This window comes from Methylobacterium sp. Leaf466, from assembly GCF_001425565.1.
GTDB lineage: Bacteria > Pseudomonadota > Alphaproteobacteria > Rhizobiales > Beijerinckiaceae > Methylobacterium.
Genome location: NZ_LMRC01000036.1, coordinates 128259 through 152213 on the forward strand (window position 1 = coordinate 128259; position 23955 = coordinate 152213).

General features: G+C 69.7%; 21 protein-coding genes. 13 read left to right on the plus strand and 8 right to left on the minus strand.

Annotated elements, in window-relative coordinates:
- Nucleotides 1-16 precede the first annotated feature (16 nt).
- Nucleotides 17-1135 carry a transglycosylase SLT domain-containing protein gene (locus ASG59_RS19395; RefSeq protein WP_347379720.1) on the minus strand — a complete coding sequence of 373 codons (1119 nt, stop codon included), beginning with the start codon at nt 1133-1135 and terminating at the stop codon, nt 17-19.
- 310 nt (nt 1136-1445) lie between these two features.
- On the opposite strand from ASG59_RS19395, the gene ASG59_RS19400 reads away from it, so the two are divergent.
- From ASG59_RS19400 to ASG59_RS19435, 8 genes are all read left to right on the plus strand, one after another.
- Nucleotides 1446-2636 carry an inositol-3-phosphate synthase gene (locus ASG59_RS19400; RefSeq protein WP_056410951.1) on the plus strand — a complete coding sequence of 397 codons (1191 nt, stop codon included), beginning with the start codon at nt 1446-1448 and terminating at the stop codon, nt 2634-2636.
- Complete coding sequence (locus ASG59_RS19405) at nt 2636-3556, plus strand: hypothetical protein (protein ID WP_056410954.1); 921 nt, start codon at nt 2636-2638, stop codon at nt 3554-3556. Before ASG59_RS19400 ends, ASG59_RS19405 begins: the two co-directional genes overlap by 1 nt.
- Nucleotides 3557-3587: 31 nt before the next feature.
- Nucleotides 3588-4772, plus strand: a complete 1185-nt coding sequence (locus tag ASG59_RS19410; RefSeq protein ID WP_056410956.1) for a methyltransferase domain-containing protein — start codon at nt 3588-3590, stop codon at nt 4770-4772.
- Complete coding sequence (locus tag ASG59_RS19415; protein ID WP_056410960.1) at nt 4772-5800, plus strand: Gfo/Idh/MocA family oxidoreductase; 1029 nt, start codon at nt 4772-4774, stop codon at nt 5798-5800. The genes ASG59_RS19410 and ASG59_RS19415 overlap by 1 nt, the downstream gene beginning before the upstream one ends.
- 19 nt (nt 5801-5819) lie before the next feature.
- Entirely contained in the window at nt 5820-7409 is a 1590-nt protein-coding gene (locus ASG59_RS19420; RefSeq protein ID WP_056410963.1) for a YcaO-like family protein, read from the plus strand.
- A gap of 79 nt (nt 7410-7488) precedes the next feature.
- Nucleotides 7489-8319: a sugar phosphate isomerase/epimerase family protein gene (locus ASG59_RS19425; protein ID WP_056410966.1), complete on the plus strand. Its 831-nt coding sequence runs from the start codon at nt 7489-7491 to the stop codon at nt 8317-8319.
- Between the two features lie 106 nt (nt 8320-8425).
- Nucleotides 8426-9649 carry a glycosyltransferase family 4 protein gene (locus ASG59_RS19430; RefSeq protein WP_056411085.1) on the plus strand — a complete coding sequence of 408 codons (1224 nt, stop codon included), beginning with the start codon at nt 8426-8428 and terminating at the stop codon, nt 9647-9649.
- 2 nt (nt 9650-9651) lie between these two features.
- Nucleotides 9652-10425 (plus strand): PIG-L family deacetylase, encoded by a 774-nt coding sequence (locus ASG59_RS19435; protein WP_056410969.1) that lies wholly within the window; start codon nt 9652-9654, stop codon nt 10423-10425.
- An 11-nt stretch (nt 10426-10436) separates the two neighbouring features.
- On the opposite strand, the gene ASG59_RS19440 is transcribed toward ASG59_RS19435, so the two are convergent.
- On the minus strand, nt 10437-10976 hold the full coding sequence (locus tag ASG59_RS19440) for a TetR/AcrR family transcriptional regulator (RefSeq protein WP_200945982.1): 540 nt from the start codon (nt 10974-10976) through the stop codon (nt 10437-10439).
- Between the two features lie 158 nt (nt 10977-11134).
- Here ASG59_RS19440 and ASG59_RS19445 point away from each other — a divergent pair, with 158 nt between their 5' ends.
- Nucleotides 11135-12247 (plus strand): aldo/keto reductase, encoded by a 1113-nt coding sequence (locus tag ASG59_RS19445; protein WP_056410975.1) that lies wholly within the window; start codon nt 11135-11137, stop codon nt 12245-12247.
- Nucleotides 12248-12329: 82 nt separating this feature from the next.
- On the opposite strand, the gene ASG59_RS20165 is transcribed toward ASG59_RS19445, so the two are convergent.
- Entirely contained in the window at nt 12330-12494 is a 165-nt protein-coding gene (locus ASG59_RS20165; protein ID WP_082494664.1) for a YqaE/Pmp3 family membrane protein, read from the minus strand.
- A 220-nt stretch (nt 12495-12714) separates the two neighbouring features.
- Here ASG59_RS20165 and ASG59_RS19450 point away from each other — a divergent pair, with 220 nt between their 5' ends.
- Nucleotides 12715-13668: a DUF2336 domain-containing protein gene (locus ASG59_RS19450; protein WP_056410978.1), complete on the plus strand. Its 954-nt coding sequence runs from the start codon at nt 12715-12717 to the stop codon at nt 13666-13668.
- Between the two features lie 20 nt (nt 13669-13688).
- Complete coding sequence (locus ASG59_RS19455) at nt 13689-14456, plus strand: hypothetical protein (protein ID WP_056410980.1); 768 nt, start codon at nt 13689-13691, stop codon at nt 14454-14456.
- A gap of 107 nt (nt 14457-14563) precedes the next feature.
- Here ASG59_RS19455 and ASG59_RS19460 read toward each other — a convergent pair whose 3' ends face one another.
- From ASG59_RS19460 to ASG59_RS19480, 5 genes are all read right to left on the minus strand, one after another.
- Nucleotides 14564-15811 carry a DUF4167 domain-containing protein gene (locus tag ASG59_RS19460; protein WP_056410983.1) on the minus strand — a complete coding sequence of 416 codons (1248 nt, stop codon included), beginning with the start codon at nt 15809-15811 and terminating at the stop codon, nt 14564-14566.
- Nucleotides 15812-16296: 485 nt separating this feature from the next.
- Complete coding sequence (prmC, locus tag ASG59_RS19465; RefSeq protein ID WP_244475773.1) at nt 16297-17142, minus strand: peptide chain release factor N(5)-glutamine methyltransferase; 846 nt, start codon at nt 17140-17142, stop codon at nt 16297-16299.
- A gap of 35 nt (nt 17143-17177) precedes the next feature.
- Nucleotides 17178-18263 carry a peptide chain release factor 1 gene (gene prfA / locus ASG59_RS19470; protein WP_055889565.1) on the minus strand — a complete coding sequence of 362 codons (1086 nt, stop codon included), beginning with the start codon at nt 18261-18263 and terminating at the stop codon, nt 17178-17180.
- Between the two features lie 89 nt (nt 18264-18352).
- Nucleotides 18353-20617 carry a phosphoenolpyruvate--protein phosphotransferase gene (gene ptsP, locus ASG59_RS19475; RefSeq protein ID WP_056410989.1) on the minus strand — a complete coding sequence of 755 codons (2265 nt, stop codon included), beginning with the start codon at nt 20615-20617 and terminating at the stop codon, nt 18353-18355.
- 108 nt (nt 20618-20725) lie between these two features.
- Nucleotides 20726-21961 (minus strand): aspartate kinase, encoded by a 1236-nt coding sequence (locus tag ASG59_RS19480; protein ID WP_056410992.1) that lies wholly within the window; start codon nt 21959-21961, stop codon nt 20726-20728.
- Between the two features lie 232 nt (nt 21962-22193).
- Here ASG59_RS19480 and ubiG point away from each other — a divergent pair, with 232 nt between their 5' ends.
- Both ubiG and ASG59_RS19490 read left to right on the plus strand, forming a co-directional pair.
- Nucleotides 22194-22940, plus strand: coding sequence for a bifunctional 2-polyprenyl-6-hydroxyphenol methylase/3-demethylubiquinol 3-O-methyltransferase UbiG (ubiG, locus tag ASG59_RS19485; protein WP_056410995.1), 747 nt, complete (start codon nt 22194-22196; stop codon nt 22938-22940).
- A gap of 28 nt (nt 22941-22968) precedes the next feature.
- Complete coding sequence (locus tag ASG59_RS19490) at nt 22969-23943, plus strand: NADPH:quinone oxidoreductase family protein (RefSeq protein WP_056410998.1); 975 nt, start codon at nt 22969-22971, stop codon at nt 23941-23943.
- Nucleotides 23944-23955: the final 12 nt, after the last annotated feature.

Genomic DNA, 23955 nt, shown 5'->3' on the forward strand with positions numbered 1-23955 from the left:
GCGCCACTCCGAGGCGCTACGGCAGCGCCTCGGAGACCCGGATGACCCCCGGGACGGGGGCCGTACGACCGGCGGTCTCGCGGGGGGCGGCCGCTCCCAGGGCCGCGACCCCTTCGTACTGGTTGAGGCGGCGGTCGATCATGCCGTCGATGCGATGGCGCAGTTCGGCGACGGTGAGCCCGCGCCGGCCATTCCCCTCCTTCTGGGTGAACAGGCTGCGGTTGGCCTTCGCCGCCGACTTGAACACCGCCTTGGCGACCTGCGCCGGCTTCTCCTCGGTGAGGGTCAGGAAGCGCCCGGCGCTCGCCGTCCCCAGGAAGTGGGCGAGATACAGCTCCGACGTCTTGAGGTCTCGGCCGATCCGCTGGGCGATCCGGTCGCGGTCGCGCTTGATCAGCTCGCCGGCCATCAGCGCGGCGACGTAGGGGTCCTGGCGCAGGGCGAGGACGCGGGTGCGCATGGCATCGTCCGAGACGGTGATGCCCCGGCCTCGGCCGGTCACGGCAGCGGCCTCGGCGTCGAGCCCGTGGCGCCGCCCGAACTGGCGCACCACTTCGAGCCACGTGCCCGACAGGAATTGGAACAACCCCTCCGCCGATGAGGTCGACGCCTTCACCGTGGTGGAGAAGCTCGACTCCTTGTCGGCCAGCGCCATCATGTAGACGGGATCGACCCCGGTCTCCTCGGAGGCCCGCAGGATCGCTTCGACCAGGGGGCGCGGCACGGTCATGTCGCCGAAACGCAAGCTGTCGCCATCGCCGGGCTCGGCCGGTTGCGGCAGCGAGGCGAGGTCTGTCTCGATCAGTGCCAGGGTAGGCGGTTCCTGTTCGATGACGGGAACTCCGGACCAGGCACCGCGTTCTGTGAACGATTCGGTGTTCACCGCCGCCGTTGCGCGACGGACGTCGAAGTCGATCCGGTCGTGAGCCAGGGCGGCAGGAGCGAGGGCGCTCTGCGGTAGCCCGGTGGCCAGCAGGAAACCGGCGGCGAGGATCTTGGCCGTGCGGTGACGCAGGCCTTTGGTCTTCAGTGTCGGCCTCGGTCCGGGCCGGCGGAAAAGGATGGTCTCGTTGGGCACGAGACGGCTCACGTCGTCGGCGCAGAGCGCCGGCTCCGGGATAACCCCCATTGTCATTCCTTGCTCGTGCCGTGGCGTTCTTGGGCCCGGCTTCGGTCAGTTCAGCGAGCGGACGTCTCGCGGGAGGCTGTGACCAGAATGGGACAGCGACATGATCCAACCGTGGCACGCTTAACGAACGGTTAAGCCTGTTCGCGGACCCGCCCTTAACGATCCGTTCGGTCCGCATTCACCCTGGGCGCGGCAATAAGGCCCCATCGCCGGACTTGGAACGAACGGGGACTGTCCCAGTTTAGCCAGACCGAACGGACGAGCATGCGGCTCCGAGCCGCTGCCTCGTCGATCAGAGTAAGGAAGTCTCTTCCCCATGAGCATGCAGACCGCGCGCCGTGTCGGCGTTGCCTTCGTTGGCATGGGCGGCGCCGTCGCCACCACAGCCATCGCCGGTATCGAAATGATCAAGACCGGCTCGAACCACCTGGACGGGTTGCCTCTTGCGGGGATCTCGGTGGCCGGTCTGGCCGACTACAAGGACCTCGTCTTCGGCGGCTGGGACCTGAACGACGACGACCTCGCCTCCGCGGCCACCGGCCACGGCGTGCTCACCAAGCAGGACATCGAGAACGGTGCCCAGGTGCTCAAGGGCATCAAGCCTTGGCCGGCCGTCGGTAGCGCGAAGTTCTGCAAGAATATCGACGGCGCCAATCGCATCGTCGCCGCCGATCACCGCGAGGCGGTATCGGTGATCGCCAACGACCTCCGTCGGTTTCGGCTCGAGAGCAATCTCGACGAGGTCGTCGTGATCAACTTGGCCTCCACCGAGCGTTGGCCCGACCTCTCCGACCCAGTCCTGAACTCGACCGCCGCCTTCGAGAAGGGGCTCGACGCCAGCGACGAGGCGATCAGCCCGGCGATGCTCTACGCCTACGCGGCCATCAAGAGCGGCGTGCCCTACGCCAACTTCACGCCGAGCGTCGCCGCCGACGTACCCGCTCTTCTCGACCTCGCCCGCGAGATGAACGTCCCGGTCGCCGGCAAGGACGGCAAGACCGGCCAGACCATGATGAAGACCGTGCTCGCCCCCGCGCTGAAGGCGCGTGCGCTGCATGTCGACGGCTGGTTCTCCACCAACATCCTCGGCAATCGCGACGGCCTCGCCCTCAACGATCCGGCTTCGCTCCAGTCCAAGCTCAATACCAAGGGCACGGTGCTGGATTCGATCCTCGGCTATCCGGTCGAGGATCACTTGGTCCACATTCACTACTATCGGCCCCGCGGCGACGACAAGGAAGCCTGGGACAATATCGACGTGACCGGGTTCCTCGGTCAGCGCATGCAGATCAAGGTCAACTTCCTCTGCAAGGACTCCATCCTTGCCGCCCCGCTGGTGATCGAGATCGCCCGTGTTCTCGACCTCGCCAAGAAGCGTGGCGACGGCGGCGTGCAGGAGCAGCTGTCGAGCTTCTTCAAGGCGCCGATGGTGAAGAACGGCCACGGTCCGGAGCACGACTTCGGGAAGCAGCAGACGATGCTGCTGAACTGGCTCGGCGCGCATTGATGGCGACATCCGACGTGGGGGGGGCTTTCGCCCCCCTCGCACTGCGCGACCTCCTGGTCGAGCTCAACGACCTCAAGCGCGTCCATTCCAGCGGGCGTCTCGGCTCCATCGCCGAGCGCCTGTTCTTTCAGGGCTGGTCGGCGCTCACGGCCGGGGCCGATGCTGCGACGGTGGCGCTCGACATCACCGCCAAGGCCCTGGCGGCCGCTCGCCTCTGCGATCTCGACGATGCGTTCCTGTCATCCGCGGGTCTCTCCCGCGGCGAAGTGGGGGATGTCCTCGTCGCTGGCCTCGACGCCGTGGCGGCGAATGTCGACCCCGGGCTGTTGGAGGGTTTGCGGCTACGCCTGCGCCGTCGCGAGGCGATGCGGGCAGGCCCGATTCCCGGTTTCGTAGAGGCGCTCGCCGATCAGCCGCGTGCGGGGGTGACCTGTCCCGGCAAGGCGCGGATCCTGCTCGAACCGCCCGAGAACCATGCCGAACATTGCCTCGTCGTCGCTGTCTACGGCGTCGTGCTGAGTCCGTTCTATGGCGCGGACCCCACCACCGTGTTTCTCGCCGGGATGAGCCATCACTTCCATAACGCGATGATGCCTGACGCCGGGTTCACGGGCGAAATGCTGCTCGGGCCGCATCTCGCCACGATCATGGCACGGACGACCGATTTGGCCTTGAAGGAGATCGCGGCCCCGCTTCGCGCGCAGATCGAGGCGGCGAGAACCGTTCTTCCGGACGATTCCACGCCTGAGGGTCGGGCGTTCCATGCCGCCGATGCCATCGACCGGGTTCTCCAGATCGCGCAGCACCTGCGGTCGGCGTCGCTGACCATGGACACCGTGCTCACCGAGATGGAACTCGTGCACGCCGGTCCCGTGAAGGACTTCCACGACCGCGTCCTCAGGGATATGCGCATCCCGTGAGCGTCCCATTCGACGGCGCGGGGCGGTTGCGATGATTCCCTTCGAGCTTCTCTCCCCGGAAACCGGCCATCCCTTGCGGTCCGACACGCCGCATTCCTTGCGCGACGCCGTGACCGGGGACCGGTGGCCCTCGGTCGATGGCATCCCGTACCTGCGCACAGGGCGCGACGATCTCGTCGCACTGACGTTGAAGCTGCTCGATGCCGGCGAGATCGGCCTCGCCCTCGAAGGGTTACTCGCCGATCAGGACGACTGGTGGACCGGACCGGCGGCCGATCCGATCGACCTGCATGCCCTGGTGCGCGACCGCGAGACGATGAGCCTGCGCGATGCGGTCCGGCACCTCGGTTGGGGGCGGGTCGGCGATTACTTCCTGCACCGTTGGACCGATCCGACCTATCTCGCCGGCTTGACGCTCCTCGAAGCGCATTGGAACGACCCCTCCTGCATTTTCGAATTCGCCTGCGGCATCGGCCACTACCTGCGCGAATTCCAGTCCCGCGGCGCCAAGGTCGCCGGCGGCGATGTCGTCTTCGCCAAGCTCTGGGTCGCCCGCCACTGGCTCCTCGACGCCAAGGCGCAGCTCCTCTGTTTCGATGCCGGGTCGCCGCATTGGCCCATCGCCGGCTCTCCGGTCGATCTCGTGGTCTGCAACGATGCGTTCTACTTCCTCGACGACAAGGCGGCTGTCCTCGACAATCTGCGCCGCAACGCCGGCGACGATGGGTGGCTCGCCCTGAGCCACATCCACAACGCGGCCCGTCCCGGCTTCTCGGCCGGCAAGGCGGTGTCTGCGGCCGAGATCGACGAGCTGTTCCCCGACGGTCTCGTCTACGACGACGACGAACTCACCCGTGCCCTCGTCGCCGGTCGCGCTCCCGCGCCCAGAGCGCCGTCCGAGATGACGGGCGTGGAGGCCTTCTCGGTGGTGGCCGGGCCGGGGATGCGGCCCGCCCCCCGCACCGTGGTCGACGGCATCACCCTGCCGCGCGAGGGAACGCAGTTGCGCCTCAATCCACTCTATCGGCCGGACGGTTCAGGCCGGTATGGGATCGCCTGGCCCTCCGAACGTTACGAGGCGGAATACGCTGCCCGCGCCACCTACCCGCCGACCTCCGCCGGACCCGAAGTGCTCGACTGGGTCGGCGGAGAGACGACCCCGGCGGCCGAACGGGTGCGGCGGCGCGAGTTCGTCGACCTGCCGGAGAGGTGGTGATGGCGGACGACGTCGGCTGGGGCATCGTCGGCTACGGCTGGGTCGCCCGCGACTACATGGCCCCCGGCATCCACGAAGCCGGGCACCGGCTGGTGGCGGTTTGCGATCCGGGTGAGGCCTCCCGCGCCGCCGCCGAAGCCGACGGCGCGCGCGCCCACGCGACCCTCGATGGCCTCCTGTCCGAGCCGGACGTGGAGGCGGTTTATGTCGCCACGCCCAACCACCTCCATCGCGGCGCCGTCGAGGCCCTGGCGGCGTCGGGCAAGGCGATCCTGTGCGAAAAGCCTATGGCGGCCGGTCTCGCGGACGCCGAGGCCATGGCCGCCGCGATCGCCACGACCGGCGCGTTCTACGGCACCGCCTTCGACCAGCGCCACCACCCCGCCCACCGCACGATGCGCGAGGACATCCGCGCCGGCCGGATCGGTACGGTCACGACCATCCGAATCCTCTACGCCTGCTGGCTCGGCCGGGAGTGGACCTCCCGGGCCGACCTCGACAACTGGCGGATCGACCCAGCCAGGGCGGGTGGCGGCGCCCTCATGGATCTCGCGCCCCACGGGCTCGACCTCGTGGATTTCCTCCTCGACGAGCCCATCGTCGACATCGCCGCCCTGACGCAGAGCCGGGCACAGGATTACACCGTCGACGACGGTGCGCTGCTGATCGGGCGAAGCGCGGGCGGCGTCCTCGCCAACCTCCATGTCGCCTACAACTGCCCCGACGCCCTGCCGCGCCGGCGCCTCGAGGTGGTGGGAACACGGGGCCAGTTCACCGCGATCGACACGATGGGTCAGGTCGCCGGTGGGTCGCTGACGTTCACCGACGGTACAAGTGGGCTGGCCGAGGCTGTCGCCTTCGATGCGGCCGCCTCGCCGTTCCTGGAACAGGTCCGCGCCTTCGGCTCCGCCCTGCGGCGCCCCGGGGAACGGACGGCCTACAGCGCCGAACGCGACCTCCACACGATGCGGCTTCTGGCCCGCGCCTACGGCATGCCACCCGCCGCAGACGCCGCGGCGACGACGTGAGAGACAGGACGGACCCGACGTGAGCGAGAACGATCAGGACGGACGGGCCCGCAACGCCCGCGTGAAGGCTCCGCGCCCCTACCGCTACGGCACCGCCAGACGGATCGAGGGCCTGCCCTCCGCTCTGCCCGAGCCGGTCCGGGCCTATCTCGACATCCTGCCGCCGGGCCGGATCGTCGGCTTCTCCCTCGCGCCCCTCGACCGGACCGGCATTCCGGTGTGGTTCGTCTCGCTCTTCCTCGACGATCCGTTCTTCGTCGGCGCCATGCCGAGCGGGATCGGCTACGGCGCCACCGACGACGAGGCGCTGATCGGCGCGGTGGCCGAGATTGCCGAGAACCTGATGCCGTCGCTGGCGGTGATGCCGCGCAAGAAGGAGCGCGGCTCCTACCACGACCTCGTGCGTGTCTTCGGCGCCGGCGCGGTGGCCGATCCGCTCACCCTTTGCCTTCCCGCCGGCAGCCCTGTCGGGCGCGATACGGTGCTCGAATGGACCCCGGCGGTCCGGGCCCGCACGTCCGAGACCGTGCTGATGCCCCTCGACATCGCGGCCACGGACTATTTCGAACTGTCGGAGGGCTACACGCCCTTCACCAATCTCATCACCAACGGCCTCGGCGCCGGCCCGGACGTGGCGTTCGCCCTCGGCCACGGGCTCCTCGAACTGCTGCAGCGCGACGGCAACGGCCTTCTGTTCCGCGCCCTCGACCAGGGTGTGATGCTCGACGTCTCACAAGGGCTCGGCCCCGAGACGCAGGCGATGCTCGACCGCCTCGATGCCCTCGGCATCCGCGCCTTGCCGAAGTTCGCCACCGACCAGTTCGGGCTCACCAACGTCTACGTGGTCGGCTACGACCGCGATCTCGCCGACACGCCCGTTCCGATCGCGCTCTCGGCCTGCGGCGAGGCCTGTGATCCCGACCGCGAGCGGGCCCTGCGCAAGGCCCTGCTCGAATTCCAGGCCGCCCGTGTCCGCAAGGCCTTCGGCCACGGCCCCTTGAGCTTTGCCGAGCGCGTGACCCCGCCGGGCTATGTCGACGCTTTCATCCGTAAGGCCCTGCCGAGCCTCGACCTCGAAGAGGGCAGGGCGCTGCGCGCGATGCTCGACTGGATCGTGCTGCCGCCCGAGGCCCTGCGCGATGTCCTCGCCGACACGGTCTATTCCGAACGCACGGTGAAGCCCTTCACGGAGCTGCCGACGACCCCCGCCCCCGATGGCCACGCCAGGGGCCGCATCGCCCGCGAGCGGCTCGACGAGGCCGGGTTCGACGTCCTCTACGTCGATTGCTCGCCCCCCGGCTCCGGGGTCGGCATCGTCAAGGCGATCGTGCCGGGGCTCGAGGTCGAGACCATGAGCTATCACCGCATCGGCGAGCGCAACACACGCAAGCTGATCGAGCGCGACCATCCGCTGATCCGATTCGGGGAGGCGAGCGAGACCCTGCGGCCGGTGCGCCTGACGCCGGAGGCGATCGAGCGGTTCGGCGGCCAGCCGCTGTTCGATACGGCACTGGCCGACACCATCGTCGGACGGCACTACCCGCTCTACCGCGAGCCGGAATCGCACCACGCGCCGTTCCGCCTGCAGCAGCAGGGCCGGGCGGCGTGAAGGGGCTCGGACGGACGGTCTTGCCTCTCTCACAGACAGGAGAAGGCCAGACGTGGCGGTGCCGTGAGAGGATCGTCGCATGACGCTTCGTTTCGCCTACAACACCAACGGCGCGGCCAACCACCGCCTCGACGATGCCATCGACCTGATCGCGGACGCCGGCTACGACGGTGTCGCCATCACCCTGGACATCCATCACCTCGATCCGTTCGCGGAGGGCTGGGTGCAGGAGACCGAGCGGGTCTCGAGCCGGCTCCAGCGGCTCGGGCTCGCATCGGTGATCGAGACCGGCGCGCGCTTCCTCCTCGATCCGAAGGCCAAGCACGAGCCGACCCTGGTGACGGCCGACGCTTCCGCGCGGCTGCGGCGGATCGGGTTTCTCAAGCGGGCGATCGACATCGCCGCCATCCTCCGGTCCGAGGCGGTCTCGTTCTGGGCCGGCGTGCCGAAGGCCGGCGTCGATTCCGCGGACGCGATGGGCTGGCTGCGGGACGGCGTGGCGGATGTCGTCGCCTACGCCGAGGCGCAGGGCGTCGTGCCCTGCCTCGAACCGGAACCGGGCATGCTGATCGAGACCCTGGACGATTTCGCGCGCCTCGACATCGAGGGCCTGCGCCTCGCCCTCGATACCGGTCACTGCCTGGTGACGCAGGAGCGCGAGCCCGCTGCGGCGATCGCCGAGTTCGCCGAGCGCATCGGCACGGTGGCGATCGAGGACATGGCGAGGGGCGTCCACGTCCACCTGCCGTTCGGGGAGGGCGATATGGACGTCGGCGGCGTCCTCACCGCCCTGGAATCGAACTCCTTCGGCAAGCTGATCTGCGTCGAACTCTCGCGCGAGAGCCACCGCGCCGACGTGATGATCCCCCAGGCTTTGGCCTATCTGCGCGAAGCCCGGAGGCATGCATGACATCGGCGAATGGCGAATGGCGAATGGCTAGGAAACGGACGAGCAGGTGGGCGATCCATTCGCCATTCGCCATTCGCCATTCGTGCGCACCGCGGAGCGGTCGCGCATGAGGATCTGCTTCGTCAGCCGGCGCTATTTTCCCGCGATCTCGGGCATGAGCGTCTATGCGCAGAACCTGCTGCGCGAACTCGTGGGCGCCGGTCACGACGTGACGATGATCAGCCAGTACCGTGGCGACGCCTTCGGCACCCGCGTCTATGGCGGCGGCCCGCCGCCGGCGGTGCCCGGCGTGCGCGTCATCGGGCTCGAACAGATCGGCGAGCAGACCAACGGCGACTTCGAGCGCGACATCGCGACGATGGTCGAGACCATCGTGGCCGAGCATGCGCGCTCGCCCTTCGACGTCCTGCATGCGCAGTACGGCTACCCCACCGGCTGGGCGACCCTGATCGCGGCCAAGACAATCGGCCTCCCCACCGTCGTCTCGATCCAGGGCGGAGACGGCCATTGGGTCGGCTCCTGCTGCGAGACCCATCGGGTCGCCATGTGCGCGGTGCTCGCGCACGCTAACGCCCTGCTCATCGGCGGCGCCTCCTTCGTCGGGGAGGTCTGCGACCGGCTCGGTGCCGATCCGGATCGCTTCACGATTGTGCCCGGCGCGGTCGATACGGCCCGCTTCACCCCCGTCGAGACGCGCGCGCCCGGTCCGATCCGCCTGTTCTACCATGGACGGGTCGACCGTCGGAAAGGTGTGCTCGACTTCATCGAGGCGTTGGCGAGGATGCGCGACGCCGGTACGCCGTTCGAGGCGATCGTCTCGGGCATCGGGCCGGACGTTGAGGCCTCGAAGGACCTGGCCGCCGAGCGCGGCCTGGGAGAGGCCGAGATCCGCTTCACCGGCTACGCGGATTACGACACCGTGCCTGCCCTCTACGCGCAGGCCGATGTCTTCGTGTCGCCGACCTATGCGGAGGGTTTCTCCAACACCATCCTCGAGGCGATGGCAGCCGGGCTCGCCGTGGTCTCGACCCATTCGGTCGGGGTGTCGGACTGCCTGCGGGACGAGGAGAACGGTCTCCTGGTGCAGCCGGGCGACGTACCGGCCCTCGCCGCGGCCCTGACGCGGGTGGTGGTCGACGACGACCTGCGGCGGCGTCTCGCCACGGACGGCCTCTCCGAATGCCGTCGGGTCTACTCGTGGCACAGCGTCGGCCGCCGGATCATGGCGGTCTACGACGAGATCGCCGGCGAGCTTCCCGATCCTGCCTTCGAGGAGACATTGCCGCACGATCCGTCCTGCCGTTTCCGCGCCGAACCGCACCTGCTGTAGCGATGCCGACCGCGCTCGCCCTGTCCCCGCATCTCGACGATGCCGCCTTCTCCTGCGGCGGCACGCTCGCGACCCTCGCGGCGTCGGGCTGGACGGTCGTGATGGCGACGGTCTTCACCGGCTCGGTGGCCGATCCGAAGGGGTTCGCCCTGGCCTGCCAGACCGACAAGGGCCTCGGACCCGACGTCGACTACATGGCGCTCAGGCGAGCCGAGGACGAAGCGGCAGCCACGGTCCTCGGTGTCACGCGCCCGCTCCACCTCGGCTTTCGCGAGGCGCCGCACCGCGGTTACGGCAGTGCGCCGCAGCTCTTCGCCGGCCTGCGGGCCGACGATGCCATCGTCGACGACCTGCGCCCGGCCTTGGGCGACCTGATCGCCGAAACGGCTGCCGACCTCATCCTGGCGCCACAGGGCATCGGCGGGCATGTCGACCACCTTCAGGTGATCCTTGCCCTGCAGGCGAACGTCTCGCAGCGCGGAGCCGGCACACCGATCCTGTGGTGGCGCGACTTTCCCTATACCGTGCGTCATGAGGCGCCGAAGGAGCCGTTCGCCGAGAGCTTCTCACGACTGGAATCGGTGACGATCGGCTTTGCGCCCGAGGCCGAGGCGGCCAAGGAGAGCGCCTGTTCCGCCTATGCCAGTCAGCTCGGGTTTCAGTTCGGAGGACGCGCCGGCCTCGTGAAGCGATTGGCCGAGGAAAATGCACGCGAGGCGTTCCGCCTCTTGGGCGCCTTGCCTGCCACCTTGGCCGCGCTGGCTACCACCACCTGAAGGATGGCCGCTCAGGCCGGCTCGGGCCACGCCCGCATCGCGGAAGCGGCGATACGCTGGAGCTTGTCGCGCGCCGCGCCGTCGCGCGCGAGGGTCGACAACCCCTGGATGACGGCCATCACATGCCCCGCCAGGGCGTCCGCGTCCGTTTCCGGCGGCATCTCGCCCGCGTCCATCCCGTGCAGGATGCGCTCCCTCAGTTGGGCCTCGATGCGCTGGCGGATCGCCGTGAGCGCTCGCTGAACGTCGGCAGCCTCTGCCGAGCAACTGATCGTGGCGCTGGCGAGCAGGCAGCCGGGCGGCGTCTGCTTTCCCGTGAAGCCGATCACCGAGGCGTCGAGCAAGGCGAGTGCGGCTGCACGCGCGGAGCAAGCGCCTGCGATGATCGTCTCGGGCGTGACGGGGCCCGACAGGTAGCGGTCGACCGCGGCGAGGAACAAACCCTTCTTGTCGCCGAAGGCGGCGTAGATGCTGGGTGGCCTCACGCCCATGGCGGCGGTCAGCTCGCTGAGGGACGTCGCCTCGTAGCCATGCCGCCAGAACAGCAGCATCGCCTGGTGCAGGGCCGCATCGCGATCGAACGACAACGGCCGACCGGCCTTCCGACGCGGAGTGTCTTCATCAAATTCCATAGCGTTCAATATGAAACCCTGGACGCGGCGAGGCAAGGAGTGCTAGGGTTTCGTATCGATCGATAGGAAACACCTCAATGCCGTTGGACGATTATCGCACCCTCGGCCGGTCGGGCCTCGTCGTGAGCCCGATGGCCCTCGGGACCATGACGTTCGGAACCGCCCGCTGGGGGTCGGGCGAGACCGAATCGCGAGCGATCTTCGACGCCTACGTCGAGGCGGGCGGCAACGTCGTCGATACGGCGGACGTCTATGCGGATGGTCGCAGCGAGGAGATGATCGGGCGCTTCGTCGCCGAACGGGGATTGCGCGACCGCATCGTCCTGTCGACGAAGGCGGGCTTCGCCACCGGCAAGGGCCGGCTCGCGGGCGGCAGCGGCGCCAAGCACCTCCACGCGGCGCTCGACGGGTCCCTATCCCGCCTGAAGACCGACCATATCGATCTGTTCTGGCTGCATGTGTGGGATTCGGTCACGCCGGCCGAAGACGTGCTGGAGACCATGACCGGCTTCGTCCGGTCCGGACGGATCCGCCACTGGGGCCTCTCGAACACCCCGGCGTGGTTCGCGGCCAAACTCGCGACCCTGGCGGCCGTGCGGGGCGTGCCCGGTCCGATCGCGCTGCAGGGTTTCTACGCCCTGGTTAACCGCGATATCGAAGCCGAGCATGTGCCGATGGCCTCGGAGTTCGGAATGGGGATCATGCCCTGGAGCCCGCTCGCCTACGGCCTGCTCGCCGGCAAGTACGACCGCGCCGTCGTCGAGGCATCGCCTCCGAGGGCGGCCGGACTGCCGCGGGACGCGGCGACGTTCGGCCAAGGTCGCGATGACGGCGACAAGCGTCTCGACGGCGCGAACCCGTTCGGCGACAGCCTGTTCACCGATCGCAACTGGGCCATCGTCGAGGTCGTGCGCCGCATCGCCGACGAAATCGGCACGTCGGCCGCCCGTGTCGCCCTCGCCTGGGTGATGGGGCGGCCGGGTGTGACCTCGACCCTCATGGGCATCGGCCGCGTCGAGCAGATGGCCGACAACATCGCCGCCCTGGACCTCGTCCTCGCTCCGAAACACTGCGAGGCGCTGGAATCGGTGAGCGCGGGGCGACCGCGCATGCTCGACACCCTGTTCATGCCGGCCATGCGCCGTCAGGTCGTCTTCGGCGGCGACTCCGTGCGGGCTCGGCCGTCCTGACCGGCTCGACGATCCGCCGTTTTCACCGCCGGCTCGGCCGAGCCGCGAGTGGGCTCCCGACAGCTACAGGAGCCCCTGGCCATCAATCCTTGCGCATGATGATCCACAGGGCGTGAACCATCCCCGGGACGATGCCGAGGATCGTCAGCACGATGTTGAGGAAGAACTGCAGGCCGATGCCGGTGGTGATCAGCACGGCGACGGGCGGCAGGAAAATGGCGAGCAGGATGCGGATGATGGTGGACACGGGAACTCCGGACTTTCGAGCGACCGATCGCTCGGTGGCGCAAGTCGTGCGGGCCGGCTTTGGTTCCCAATACCATGTTGCACTGCCCACGACGGGATTGGCCCGGAGCGAATGGAGAGCCGGCGACAATACGTGCTCTGGCGCATCGATGTGCGTGAGGGTCTTTTAAACCTCCTTCCCGCAAGATCGCGGCTGGTCCGATGGTGGGTGCTGAGGGGACATGAATCATCCGCTCCTCGTGGATGTCGAACAGGCCGTCGCCGGCGGTGACGGGGCGGCGCGCCAGAGCATGCTCGATCGCGTGACCGATCTCTTCGTGGGCGTCGCCGACCGCATCGACGACGACCAGGTCGAGGCCTTCGACGTGGTCCTCCACCGCCTGATCGGGACGGTGGGGCCGCAGGCTCGCGCTTCCCTGTCGGATCGGCTGGCCGACATTCCGAACGCGCCGCGGTCCGTGGTACGCGACCTCGCCTACGATGCCGAGGTCAGCGTCGCCGCGCCGATCCTGTCGCGTTCGACCCGACTCGACGAGGACGATCTCGTGATCCTGGCCGCCGAACGCGGCCAGGATCACCTGCATGCCCTGGCCAAGCGCAAGAGCCTGAGCGAACGCGTCAGTGACGTCCTCGTCACCCGCGGCGACCGCTCCGTCGTCCACGCGGTGGCGGCCAACCAGGGGGCCCGCCTATCCGGAAAGGGGTTCGAGACGATCGTCGCGCGATCGCGGACGGACGACATCCTGCGCGATACGATCGGTCGGCGCAGCGATGTCCCGAAGGCGTGCTGGCCGGCTCTGCGCAAGCCACCCGCTCCCGTTCGATCGAACCCCGCTGCCGTTTGCGACGAAGACGAAAAGCGGATCGCCGCCTGGTTCGCAGAAGACCGCATCACCGAGTGCCTCGACGCCCTGGCCGGATTTTCGGGAACGTCGGTCGATCGGGTGAGGCAAGCCTACGAGGCCACGGCCTACGAGCCGCTGCTCTACCTCGTCCGCTCGGTCGGCTTCGGTTGGGGGATCTTCAAGCTGTTCCTCCTGTCGAAACCCGGGCCGCCTCCGTCGCCGGAGGACCTGCGCGGCGCCTTCGCGGCCTTCCAGGCGATGCCGGTGGCGACCGCCATGCGGGTGGTGACCGTCGGCGCCCACGGCGCGGCCCCCCGAACGCCGCGCTGAGGCGCCGCGGCGCGCCCGACATGCTGCTGGACTGGCTCGGCTCCCTGATCACGCCTGCGGCGAGAGACGTCCGCCGCCTCGGCTACGTGCGCGACAGCATCTGGCTCCTGTCGCGCTCGCGTCGCTGCCGCGCCGCCTGGCGGCCCCACCTCGACCTGTCGCGGGCCTTCGTCGTCGAGACCATCGGTGGCCTGCCTCGGCGTCACACGGCGGTGGTCCTCGGGTCGGGCCTCCTCGACGACGTTCCCCTCGAGGCCCTGGCCGAGGCCTTCCGGTCCGTCGTTCTGGTCGATCTCGTCCATCCCTGGCCGGCGCGGCGGCGGGCGCGGCGGTATCGGCACGTTCGATTGGTGGACGCCGACCTGAGCGGAAGCATCGACTGGCTGCTCGGACGCCGCAGCGACCTGGCGCCGGCGCTGCCGGATCTCTGTCGCTCCCCCGACGTCGATCTCGTGATCTCGGCCAACGTGCTGTCGCAACTGGCGATCCTGCCCCTCGACACCTTCGAGGCACGGGGCCGGGTTCCACCAGATCTCGGTGCCCGCATCGTCAGGGCCCATCTCGACGGACTCGCAGGCCTTGCCGCGCGGGTATGCCTCCTCACCGACGTCGAGCAGGTCGAGGAGGATCGCGGCGGGCAGGCGGTCGCGTGCGAGGACCTGTTGTTCGGGATCACCATGCCCGAACCGGACCGGCGATGGGACTGGACGCTGGCGCCATTCGGCGAGGCGTCGCGCAAGACCCGGCTCGTCCACCGCGTCCGCGCCTATCGCGACTGGACGGGATAATGCCCTCGGCCGCCGCCAGGATGCGGTGGACAACTGAATCTGCGAGGACGGAGAGACGAAAACGGCCGCCCGATCGGGGCGGCCGTGCGTGATCGGGTAAAGCCCGCTTATTCGGTGTCGCCGCCCTCGGTCGGGCCGGACCCGGCCTCGGCGCCGTCGACGCCCTCGAAGCGGGGGCGACGCCGGCGGCGGGGCTTGGCGGCGGCGCGCGGCGCCTCGTCGTCCCCGTCCGGTCCGGGCACCGGCTGCGGCTCGGGAGCGGCTTCCACCGGTGCCGGCGGACGCGGCGGCGTCATGAGGAAGGCAGGTAGAGCGGCGGCCTGATCCTCCAGAGGAAGCCGGCTGGCGGGCTCCTCCCGGCGGCGGCGGCTCCGTGTCGAGGTCTCCGGACGAACGGCATCGTTCCGAGGCTCGTCGCTGCGCGGAACCTCCTGCCGGACCGGCTCGTGACGGACGGGCTCCTGACGAACCGGTTCCTGGCGAACGGCCTCCTGCCGCGGCTGCTCCTGCTGTGCGGGATCGAAGCGCGGCACGTCCTGCCTCGGAGCATCCTGCCGGGGGCCATCTTGCCGGGCACCGTCTTGCCGGCCGCCGTCTTGCCGGGCGTAATCCTGGCGGGGCTGATCGTGGCGCGGGCGATCGTTGCGGACGTAGTCCGTCCGCTGGTCCTGACGGGCGCCGTCGCGGGGCTGATCGTTGCGCGGCCGGTCCTGACGGATGTAGTCGGCTCGCGGCTGATCCTGCCGGCCGTAGTCCTGGCGGGGGGCGTCGGTGCGCTGTCCGTCCCGCGGTCCGTTGTCGAAGCGCGGGGTGTCGAAGCGCTGCGGCCGGTCGTTGCGGTTCTGGAAGCGGTCGCGACGCTCGGGCCGGTCGTTGCGGTTCTGCCGATTGTCGGACGGCGCGTCCTGACGGTTCTCAGGACGCGTGTCGGGCCGCGCCTCCTGCCGGTTCTCTTGACGGTTCTCCTGCCGGCCCTCGTAGGGCTGGGGCTGGTCGCCGTAATCGTCGCCGTAGCCGTTGGCGGCGTAGCTGGCGGCGGCATAGCCCTGCGGGCTGCCGTTCTGGCCCTCGTCGTCACCGTCGTCGCCGTCGTCGTCGTAGGCGCCACGGGCATAGCCGCCGGCCTGTTGCCGGTTCTGCTCCTGGGCGCCGGAGATGATGCGGAAATAATGCTCGCCGTGCTGGAAATAGTTTTCTGCGGCGACCGGGTCGCCGCTCGCCTGCGCATCGCGCGCGAGCTGGGCGTATTTGTCGGCGATGTGCTGGGCGGTGCCCCGGATTTTGACGTCGGGCCCATTGGATTCATAGGACCGGGTGAGCGGGTTGGGACCCTTCGGGCGGTTGCGGCCGCGCATCCGTCTGTTCTGGTTTGGTCTCATCGGTCTCGATTGACCCTCGCTCATATCGAAGCGTCTGATGATGGGGCGGTTCCGGTCCGCAGCGACATCCCGATCCCAGGCCCGTCGCCGCCGTCGCATGGCCGAGGCCATCCGCGACCGATGTGTCGCCGTGCTTGCGGTCTGTCCGTCAACCGGGGCTTGGCTCGCGTACGGGTTTCCTTCGCAGGATCCCTTCGCGTGTCGGGTTGTAAGGGATCAAGCCCCTGTCGCATCCATGATGCGCGTCTGCCTGATCACGGGGAGATCGCCCAAGGCTGCTACGGACCACACCGCAGAAGTCTCTACATCGTGCCGGCTTAACAGCCCGCCCAACGATCTACCCCGAGACCCTAGCCGTTTGCCGTTCGGGCAACAAGCATTTTTTCCCCGCCGACCGTCCCGTCGTCCAAAACGGCCCGGCGACGGCGATTCCGCCGTGACGGGTGCTCCCTTCGTCCCCTTCACGTCCGCAACCCGGACAGGCTGACGACCCGCTCGTGCCCCGCCAGATCGCGAACGACGTGGACATGTTCGAACCCGGCCCGGCGCCCGAGATCGGCGACGGCCTGGGCCTGGTCGAAACCGATCTCGACATGGAGCGCGCCGTCGCCCGCGAGCAGGGACGCATCGCCCGCCGCGATGCCGTCGAGGATGCTGCGATAGGCGTCCAACCCGTCGACACCGCCGTCGAGGGCGAGCACCGGATCGTGATCCCGGACCGATGCGGACAGGGCCGGAATCACGGCGCTGGCGATATACGGCGGGTTTGACACGATGACGTCGAAGGGGCCGGTCAGCGGATCGGACCAGGAGGCGGCGACGAAGGCGCAGCGGTCGCCGACACCATTGGCCCGCGCGTTCGCCGAGGCGGTGACGAGGGCGTGCGCGGAGCGGTCGACGCCGATGCCGAAGGCGTGTCGGCACTCGCTCAGCAGCGCGATCAGGACGCAGCCCGAGCCGGTGCCGAGGTCGAGGATGCGTAAGGCGTGCCCGCGATCGGCGAGCCCCCTCAGGGCGGTCTCGACGAGAGTCTCGGTATCGGGCCGCGGCACCAGCGTCTCGAGCGACAGCAGGAACGGCAGTCCCCAGAACTCCCAGGCGCCCAGGATGCGCGCCACCGGCTCGCCGGACAGGCGCCGCTCCATCGCGCGCGCGAGGCGCGCGGCGCCCGCCTCGCCGATGGCGGCGTCCGGTGCGAGGCGAAGCTCGGTCTGCGTCAGCCCGAGGGCGTCGAGCACGAGAAAGCGGGCGTCTTCCGGTCCCGCATCGATCCCGTCCCGCTCGAGCAGGGACCGCGCGACCGACAGGGCGGCCTGGCGCGTGAGATGCGGATGGATGCCGCTCACGCCATGCCGTCTGCGGCCAGGAGTTCGGCCTGGTGCTCGGTGAGCAGGGCATCGACGAGTTCGTCGAGGGCTTCGCCGGCCAGAACCTCCTCGAGCTTGTAGAGCGTGAGGTTGATCCGGTGGTCGGTCACCCGCGCCTGGGGGAAGTTGTAGGTGCGGATGCGCTCGGAGCGGTCGCCCGATCCCACCTGCGACTTGCGGTCGGCGGCGCGCACGGCATCCTTGGCGGTACGCTCGGCGTCGTAGAGCCTGGCCCGCAGCAGCGACATCGCCCGGGCGCGGTTCTTGTGCTGCGAGCGCTCCTCCTGGACGAAGATCACGATCCCGCTCGGCAGGTGGGTGATGCGGATCGCCGATTCGGTCTTGTTCACGTGCTGGCCACCCGCGCCCTGCGACCGCATGGTGTCGATCTTCAGGTCGGCGTCGTTGACGACGATGTCGACCTCCTCCGCCTCCGGCAGCACCGCCACGGTGGCCGCGGAGGTGTGGATGCGCCCCTGGGTCTCGGTGTCGGGCACGCGCTGGACGCGGTGGGCGCCGCTCTCGAACTTGAGCTTGGCGAACACGCCCTTGCCCTTCACCTCGGCGATGACCTCGCGGTAGCCGCCGACGGTGCCCTCGTTCTCGGAGATGACCTCGACCTTCCAGCCCTTGATGTCGGCGTACTTGGCGTACATCCGGAAGAGGTCGCCGGCGAACAGGGCGGCCTCGTCGCCGCCGGTGCCGGCCCTGATCTCGAGGATCGCGCTCTTCTCGTCGGCGGCGTCCTTGGGCAGCAGCATGAGCTGCAGCGCCCGATGGGCCGCCTCGACGGCCTCTTCGGCCTCCGGCTTCTCGGCCGCCGCCAGCGACCGCATCTCGGCATCGCCGCCCGATTCGTCGATCAGCCCCTCGATCCCGGCGAGGTTGTCGGCGGCGGCGCGGTAGGCGTGGATGGCGGCGACCACGCCTTCCAACTCCGAGAGTTCGCGCGAGAGCTGCACGAAGGTCTCGGAATCGGCCGAGCCCGCGCTCAGCGTCGCGGTGACGATGTCGTACCGCGTCAGGATGGCATCGAGTCGGTCGGGAGGAATCGGCGTCATCGCCCTCTGGTTGCTCTTGATCCGGGGGAAAGGGAACGGGCCCGGCGGACGGTGCCGCAAGGTCCGCGCTGGCGGCCCGTCGACGGTGTCTAGATAGGCACGCCCTGTGCCTTGGCGAAGGCGGCGAGCGCCGGGCGCAGGGTGTGCCCGCCGGGGGCGCGGGTCATCTCCGCTTCGATCAGTGCCGCCACCGCGGCCGCGTCGATGGCCAGCACCATCGCCTTGACCGGACCGATCGCCGCCGGCGACATCGAGAGGTGCCGGAAGCCGAGGCCGATCAGGGCCATGGCCTCCAGCGGCCGCCCGCCGATCTCCCCGCAGACGGTGGCCGGGCAGCCCGCTGCCGCCGCGCGCTCGGCGACCAGGCGAAAAGCGCGCAGGGCCGGTACGCTCAGGGTGTCGAAGCGATCCGCGACGCGGCGGTTCTCGCGGTCCACGGCGAACAGGAATTGCATCAGGTCGTTCGAGCCCACCGACAGGAAGTCGGCGACCTGTGCGATCTCGTCGATCTGGAACAGCAGCGAAGGCACCTCGACCATGACGCCGAGCCGGCACTCGCTCGGCAGGGCATGGCCGTGCCGGCGCAGGTGCGCCTTCTCGCGATCGACGATGGCCTTGGCGCGGACGAACTCGTCGACCGTCGCCACCATCGGGAACATGATCTTCAGGGGGCGCCCGGCCGCAGCCTTGAGGAGGGCGCGCAGCTGCACCCGCAGCAGGGCCGGCCGATCGAGGCCGATGCGGATGGCGCGCCAGCCCAGCGCCGGGTTCTCCTCCTCGAGGGCGGGCATGTAGGGCAGGATCTTGTCGCCGCCGATGTCGAGGGTCCGCACCGTCACCGGCAGGTCGCCGGTGGCCGCGAAGACCGCCTCGTAGAGGGCCTGCTGCTCGGCCGCCGAGGGCATGCGCTGGGCGACCATGAACTGCAGTTCGGTGCGGAACAGGCCGATGCCGTCGGCCCCCGTCTCCTGCAGGTGCGAGAGGTCGATGAGGAGGCCCGCGTTGAGCTGCAACCCGACGGCGACCCCGTCTCGGGTAACCGCGGGGACGTCGCGCAGCGCCCGGTACTGCTCCTGCCGGCGGGCGCGCAGCCGCACCATCTCGGCATAGGCCGCCTCGATCTCGGGCCCGGGCCGGACCTGGATCTCGCCCAGGACGCCGTCGACGATGATGGCATCGCCCGAGTCGCACAGCGCCGTGGCGTTGGCGATCTCGCCCACCGCCGGGATGCCGAGCGCGCGCGCGACGATGGCGATATGGCTGGTCGGCCCGCCTTCCTCCAGCACCACGCCGCGCAGGGAGGAGCGCGCGTATTCGAGGAGGGCGGCCGGCCCCATCGAGCGCGCCACCAGGATGGCGTTCTCGGGCAGGACCCGCAGGGCGCCCGAGGCGTCGTCGCCGATCAGGGTGCGCAGCAGCCGGTTGGCGAGATCGTCGAGGTCGTGCAGGCGATCCCTCAGGTAGGGGTCGCTCTGGCGCATCATCCGGGCGCGGTTGTCGGATTGGACGCGCTCCACCGCCGCCTCGGCGGTGAGGCCGGAATGCACGGCCTCGCGCATCCGGCGCAGCCAGCCCTTGTCGTGGGCGAACATGCGCACGGTCTCGAGGACCTCGCGCGATTCGGCGGTGCCGATGCCGTCGCCGCGCTCCACGAGGTCGTCGATGGCCGAGCGGACCTCGCCGATGGCCTCCTCCAGCCGCTCGACCTCGCGCTCGACGTTCTCGGCGATGAGGGTCTTCACGACGATGCGCGGCTCGTGCAGCACCACGTGGCCGAGGCCGATGCCTTCGGCGAGCGCCACGCCGCGCTGGCTCACGGCGCGCCGGGCCGACGATCCGGCTCCCGGCGCCAGGGATTGCAGCTCGCCCGAGGCGATCATCTCCGAGAGCACCATGGCGGTGGTCTGGAGCGCCTCGATCTCCTCCTCGGAATACACGCGGTAGGTGCGGTTCTGCACCACCAGGACGCCGAGGGTATTGCCGGCGCGCAGCAGCGGGACGCCGAGGAAGGCGTGGTAGGCCTCCTCGCCCGTCTCGGGACGATAGGAAAACGAGGGGTGGGACTGGGCGTCGGAGAGGGACAGCGGTTCGGCGGTCTTGGCGATGAGGCCGACGAGGCCCTCATCGGACCGCATCCGGGTGAGGTGGACCGCCTCGCGGTTCAGCCCTTCGGTGGCGAAGAGTTCGAGCGTGCTGTCGTCGCTCAGCACGTAGACCGAGCAGACCTCGGCGATGACGTTGGCGGCGATCAGGGTGACGATGCGGTCCAGGCGAGCCTGGGGGCTGACCGGCTCCGCCATCGCTTCGCGGAGGCGGCGCAGCAGCAGGCGCGGGCCTCCGGGCGCAGCGGGCATGGTGTCGTCAATCCAGCTTCGGCGCCTGACGCCATTCCTGCAAAGGCAGCGCGCAAGCCCCGCGGGCGAATCCCCGAAGGCAAGTCCTGCGCGACGCGCCTGCGGGGCTCAGGCCTGATCGAGGCCGTATAGCGAGTGGAGCGTGCGAACGGCAAGCTCCGTATAGGCCGCATCGATCAGGACCGAGAACTTGATCTCGGACGTGGTGATCGCGCGGATGTTGATTCCCTTCTCGGCCAGCGCCCGGAACGCCTTGGCGGCCACGCCCGCATGGCTGCGCATGCCGACCCCAATGGCGGAGACCTTCACGACGTCGGTGGCACCCTCGATCTGCCCGAAGGCGATGGTGCCGCTCTGGCCGGCCAGGATGGTGCGGGCGCGGTCGTAGTCGGCGGCCGGCACGGTGAAGGTCATGTCGGTGGTGGCCTGGTCACCCGACACGGTCTGGATGATCATGTCGACGTTGATGTTGGCGTCCGCCAGCGGCCCGAAGATCGCCGCGGCGATGCCGGGACTGTCCTTGAGGTTGCGCAGGGTGATCTGCGCCTCGTCCTTCGAGAAGGCGATGCCGGTGATGATCTGCTGTTCCACGCTGTCGTCCTCGTCGCAGATGAGGGTGCCGGGGCGGGCGTTGTCGGGCGGGTCGAAGCTGGAGCGGACGGTGGTCGGGACCCGATGCACCATCGCGAGCTCGACGGAGCGGACCTGGAGCACCTTGGCCCCGAGGGAGGCCATCTCCAGCATCTCCTCGAAGGTCACGCGCTCCATGCGCCGGGCCTTGGGGACGACCCGCGGATCGGTCGTGTAGACGCCGTCGACGTCCGTGTAGATGTCGCAGCGCTCCGCCCCGATCGCCGCGGCGATAGCGACCGCGCTGGTGTCCGAGCCGCCCCGGCCGAGGGTGGTGAGCCGGCCGGTGGCCGCATGCATGCCCTGGAAGCCGGTGATCACCGCCACCTCGCCGCGCTTGAAGCCCTCGTCGAGGCGCGCGCCGTCGATGTCCTCGATGCGGGCCGAGCCGTGCGCGTCGGAGGTCAGGATCGGGACCTGCCAGCCCTGCCACGACCGGGCCCTGATCCCGTCCTTGCGCAGGGCGATGGCCAGGAGCCCGGAGGTCACCTGCTCGCCCGAGGCCACGACCGCGTCGTACTCGGCCTCGTCGTAGAGGGGATCGGCGTCCTTGACCCAGCCCACGAGCTCGTTGGTCTTGCCCGACATCGCCGAGACCACGACGGCGACCTCGTAGCCGGCGGCGACCTCGCGGGCGACGTGGCGGGCGACGTTTCGGATCCGGTCGAGGGTCGCGACGGAGGTGCCGCCGAATTTCATCACCAAACGGGGCATGTCGCGTCCGTGTCGTCTTTCTCTGGCAATCCGGCCGGTATCGACGTTTGCCTCGGCCGATCCGAAGGGATCGACGCGCCAGCCTGCCGCGGCCGTCGCGGCCGACATCGCATCAGGCAGGGCTTCACCGGGTGGGCGTCCGGCGGGTACAAGGGCGGCCCGAGCGTGTCAACAATCCGGCACGGTCGGACGAAGTGCCGCCCGGCGGCGGCATCCCGATCCGGCAGGTTTCATGAACGACCGCAGCGCCTCCTCCATCGACCGCGACGAGGTCGCCCGGTTCGAGGCCATCGCCGCGACCTGGTGGGACGAAGCCGGGCCGATGCGGGTGCTCCACCGCTTCAACCCGGTCCGCCTCGCCTACGTCCGCGACGCCGTCTGCCGCCACGCGGGCCGCGATCCGCGCGCGCCGTTTCCGCTCGAAGGCCTGACCCTCGTCGACATCGGCTGCGGCGGCGGCGTGCTGTCGGAGCCGCTGGCGCGGCTCGGAGCCACGGTCACCGGCCTCGACCCGGCCCCCACCAACGTCGCCGTGGCCCGCGCCCATGCGCAGGCGCAGGGCGTGCCGGTCGACTATCGTGAGGAGACCATCGAAGCCGTGGTCGCGGCGGGCGCGCGCTTCGACATCGTGCTCGCGATGGAGGTGGTCGAACACGTGGCCGACCGCAGCGCCTTCGTCGCCACCGCCTGCCGGGCGGTCAAGCCCGGCGGCCTCCTGTTCGCCGCCACCATCAACCGCACCCTGCGCTCCTATGCGCTGGCCATCGTCGGGGCGGAATACGTGCTCGGCTGGCTGCCGAAGGGCACGCACGACTGGGACAAGTTCGTGCGCCCCGACGAGTTGACCGCCGACATCGCCCGCGCCGGCCTGACGGTGACGGACGTCGCCGGCGTGGTCTACAACCCGATCGGCGATCGCTGGTCCCAGGCCCGCGGCACGGCCGTCAACTACATGCTCACCGCCACGCGGCCGGCCTGACGGATCCGGCTGATCCGAGGACCGACCCATGAAGGCCCTGCTGTGCTCCCGCCTCGGCGGACCGGACGATCTCGCCATCGCGACGCTGCCGGATCCCGTCCCCGGCCCGGGCGAGGCGGTGGTGCGGGTGAGGCTGGCGGCGCTCAACTTCTTCGACACGCTGATCATCGCCGGGCGCTACCAGGTGAAGCCGGAATTGCCGTTCTCGCCCGGCGGCGAGGCCTGCGGCGTGGTGGAGGCGCTGGGCGAGGGGGCGACGGGCGTGGCGGTGGGCGACCGGGTGATCGTGCACGCCAAGTTCGGCACCTGCGCCGAACGCATCGCGGTGCCGGCGGCCGGCCTCGCCAGGGTGCCGGATACGGTCACCGACGAACAGGCGGCCGGGCTGACGATCACCTACGGCACCACCCTGCACGCCCTGCGGGACCGGGCGAGACTCCGGCCCGGCGAGACCCTGGCGGTGCTCGGCGCCTCGGGCGGCGTCGGCCTTGCCGCGGTGGAACTCGGGGCGCTGATGGGCGCACGGGTGATCGCCTGCGCCTCCTCGGCCGAAAAACTCGCCCTCGCCAAGTCGCACGGCGCCCACGACCTCGTCGATTACGGCCGGGACAACCTGCGCGAAGCCCTGCGCACGCTGTCCGGCGGACGGGGGATCGATGTCGTCTACGATCCGATCGGCGGCGATTATGCCGAGCCGGCCCTGCGCTCCCTCGCCTGGAAGGGGCGCTACCTCGTGATCGGCTTTGCCGCCGGCGAGATCCCGCGCATCCCCCTCAACCTGGCGCTGGTCAAGGGCATCGACATCCAGGGCGTGCATTGGGGCGTGTTCGTGGAACGCGAGCCGGAGGCGCACCGGGCCAACCAAGTCCAGCTGCTCGACTGGGTGGCCCAGGGCCGCCTGACCGCCAAGGTCGACAGCGTGCATCCGCTGGAGGCCTATGTGGACGCGCTGGGCATCCTCCAGCGCCGCGAGGCGATGGGGAAGGTGCTGCTAAGACCCTGAGCGGAGGCTTCG

Coding starts and splice junctions, on each gene's coding strand:
- ASG59_RS19400 (WP_056410951.1), top strand. CDS start 1,446: ATGAGCATGCAGACCGCGCGCCGTGTCGGCGTTGCCTTCGTTGGCATG.
- ptsP (WP_056410989.1), bottom strand. CDS start 20,617: ATGCCCGCTGCGCCCGGAGGCCCGCGCCTGCTGCTGCGCCGCCTCCGC.
- ASG59_RS19490 (WP_056410998.1), top strand. CDS start 22,969: ATGAAGGCCCTGCTGTGCTCCCGCCTCGGCGGACCGGACGATCTCGCC.
- ASG59_RS19455 (WP_056410980.1), top strand. CDS start 13,689: ATGCTGCTGGACTGGCTCGGCTCCCTGATCACGCCTGCGGCGAGAGAC.
- ASG59_RS19425 (WP_056410966.1), top strand. CDS start 7,489: ATGACGCTTCGTTTCGCCTACAACACCAACGGCGCGGCCAACCACCGC.
- ubiG (WP_056410995.1), top strand. CDS start 22,194: ATGAACGACCGCAGCGCCTCCTCCATCGACCGCGACGAGGTCGCCCGG.
- ASG59_RS19480 (WP_056410992.1), bottom strand. CDS start 21,961: ATGCCCCGTTTGGTGATGAAATTCGGCGGCACCTCCGTCGCGACCCTC.
- ASG59_RS19415 (WP_056410960.1), top strand. CDS start 4,772: ATGGCGGACGACGTCGGCTGGGGCATCGTCGGCTACGGCTGGGTCGCC.
- ASG59_RS19450 (WP_056410978.1), top strand. CDS start 12,715: ATGAATCATCCGCTCCTCGTGGATGTCGAACAGGCCGTCGCCGGCGGT.
- prfA (WP_055889565.1), bottom strand. CDS start 18,263: ATGACGCCGATTCCTCCCGACCGACTCGATGCCATCCTGACGCGGTAC.
- ASG59_RS19445 (WP_056410975.1), top strand. CDS start 11,135: ATGCCGTTGGACGATTATCGCACCCTCGGCCGGTCGGGCCTCGTCGTG.
- ASG59_RS19430 (WP_056411085.1), top strand. CDS start 8,426: ATGAGGATCTGCTTCGTCAGCCGGCGCTATTTTCCCGCGATCTCGGGC.
- ASG59_RS19410 (WP_056410956.1), top strand. CDS start 3,588: ATGATTCCCTTCGAGCTTCTCTCCCCGGAAACCGGCCATCCCTTGCGG.
- ASG59_RS19405 (WP_056410954.1), top strand. CDS start 2,636: ATGGCGACATCCGACGTGGGGGGGGCTTTCGCCCCCCTCGCACTGCGC.
- ASG59_RS19435 (WP_056410969.1), top strand. CDS start 9,652: ATGCCGACCGCGCTCGCCCTGTCCCCGCATCTCGACGATGCCGCCTTC.
- ASG59_RS19460 (WP_056410983.1), bottom strand. CDS start 15,811: ATGCGCGGCCGCAACCGCCCGAAGGGTCCCAACCCGCTCACCCGGTCC.
- ASG59_RS19440 (WP_200945982.1), bottom strand. CDS start 10,976: ATGCTGCTGTTCTGGCGGCATGGCTACGAGGCGACGTCCCTCAGCGAG.
- ASG59_RS19395 (WP_347379720.1), bottom strand. CDS start 1,135: ATGACAATGGGGGTTATCCCGGAGCCGGCGCTCTGCGCCGACGACGTG.